The 2591-nt window shown below is 54.2% G+C and carries 1 pseudogene; it reads left to right on the top strand.

The window, feature by feature from the left end:
- Positions 1–2591, top strand: a pseudogene (locus tag AC6I5C_RS17790) (T9SS type B sorting domain-containing protein); the annotation flags it as partial.

Below are 2591 nucleotides of genomic sequence, written 5' to 3'. Positions count from 1 at the left end.
GATGCCAGTGGGTGTACGGCAGAAACGGGCGTGATCACAGTTCAGCCCATTTCCATGCCGGACCTAACGGTGGACCTGCATGCACCAATATTGTGCAACGGCGATGCCAACGCTTCGATAGACGTGACCATCGACACTACGGTAGGGACGCCACCGTTCACCATCAACGTAACCAACACCACCACGGGAGTGGACTACGGTACGCAGACCTCAGGACTTACGGCCGGAACCTATACGGTAACTCTAACCGATGCCAAGTCCTGTGAGGCCACAGAGACGGTAACCATCGGTGAGCCGGATGCCATAGCAGTGGACTACCATACCATAGACATCACCTGTACCTCTACGGGGGTATCCCAGGGATCCATCATTATCGATGGGGTAACGGGAGGTACGGCGCCATATAACTATTTTGTGACCGGAACCAACGGTTACGACAACTCCGAGCTTAACGCCACGGGCTCCACTTCGGTGAGCTTTGACGTAGTGGACTTCGGGCTTTACCAGATCAATGTGGTGGATGCCAACGGCTGTTCGGTTTTGATCCAGGATGTCTTGGTGGCCTCGCCACCGACCGATCTGGATATCAATATCGCCAGCACAGTGGACTGTACCACAGGAGGAGAGGCGGTAGTGAGCATCGGTTCCACTTTGGTAAGCTCCGGACCATTTTATTTCAGCATCTACCAGGGACCGGTATCGGTATATCCAAACCCAGCGGGATCATGGATCCCGGAGGATGCACCGGGCAGCCAGTCGGCCACCTTTACGGGACTGACCCCAGGGGTGAGCTATACCTTTATCGTATACGATGCATCGACCAACTGTAGCTATTTTGAACCGGCCACCACACCGATCCCGACCAACTCGACCCTAACGGCCACGGCCGTATCGGCGGCTAACATCAGCTGTACGGGCAGTGCGGACGGAACCGTGTCGTTCACCATCAACAGTTCCTATGGCACTTCCATCAACATCGACTATGAAGTGTTCGACACCCTGACGCAGGAACCTGCAGGGGTGACCGGGTCAGGAACGGTAGGGGGCAACGGCTCCTTGACGGTAACGGACCTAGGACCGCTTCCTTTTGGAAACTACTATGTGTTGATCACGGAGAATACGGGCCCCAACGCAGGCTGTAGCATTGTGACCATTCCGTTCAACATTACCGAATCGGAAATCCCTTTGAGCCTGAGCACATCGATCGACCAGAATGCGAACTGTAACGTGGCCTCAGGACAGATCAGTGCGGTGGGACACGACGGAACGGCGCCTTATCAATACCAAGTAACAACCACGGCAACCGCACCTTCGGAAACGGATGCAGCATGGGCCTCGGCCAGTACCTTCAGCTTGGATGCAGGGAACTACTATGTACATGTGATGGATGCCTATGGCTGTATCGTGAGCAGTCCAGTGGTGGTGCTGCCAGCGGACCCTTCCCCAGAGATTTCGGCAACGCTTGCCGATGAATGTCTGGATGTGGACGGTACCTATGAAATGACGGTAAGTTTGGACATTGCAGGAATCCCTCCATATAGCTATAGCATCGATGGCGGCGCCTTCCAGACTCAGACGGCACCGTTTACCATAACGAACCTAGCCTCGGGCGACCATACGGTAGAGGTGAAGGATGCCAACGGCTGTGGGAACACGGTAACGGTGAGCATTGCGGCACCGCTGAACATAACGCCATCTGTAGAGGCACTGCCTACCTGTAACAACGACGATGGACAATTGTCCATTGCAACTGAGGGAGGTTCAGGAGCATTTACCTATACGATCAGTCCGAACCCGGCCACGGCAACCCTATCGGGCAATGTGTTCTCGGGACTGCCTTCGGGACTATATACCATTACGGTTACGGATACGGTGACTTTCTGTGAGGAAGTTGTAGAGGTATCCCTACCGGCAGCGGTATTGCCAACCTTTACGACCACGCCAAGTACCGTGACCTGTTTTGGTGACGATACGGGCGCCTTCGATATCAACGTGTCCAACTACTCCGGGGCCTATACCTATGAGGTATTCGACAATGCCGGGGTATCGGTAACGGGAGCGGTTGCGGCCAATACGGCCACCAACCCAGAAACGGTAACGGGTATGAATGCCGGCACCTTTACGGTGGTGATCACCGAAACGGACGTGCCGTTCTGTTCGGCGACTTCTATGGTGGTGATAGGCTCGCCTTCCGAAGCGTTGGCACTAACAGCCACGGAAACCTCCAACGTGACCTGTACCGATGACCAGGGGACCATTGTGGCCATTGCCGAAGGGGGATGGGGCACTTATGAATATGAACTGACCGGAGCCGCTACGGTGGCCTACTCACCAAACGGAACCTTTACGGGGCTTTCGGCAGGTACCTATACAGTAAACGTTATGGACGCACAGGGCTGTATTGATTCTGTGGACGTGACCCTGGAAGTTCCAGAGCCTATTGCAGCAACTTTTACTCCTAGCACGACTATGTTGTCCTGTTTTGGAGACGAGAATGCTACAATTGTTGTAGAAAACGTAACAGGAGGCCAGGAAAGCAACTATACCTATACCTTAAATACACTCGCTCCTATAGCAAGTACCTCTGGTCC

This window comes from Mangrovimonas sp. sgz306409 (assembly GCF_059735265.1).
This window is presented reverse-complemented; position numbering and strand designations above follow the sequence as displayed.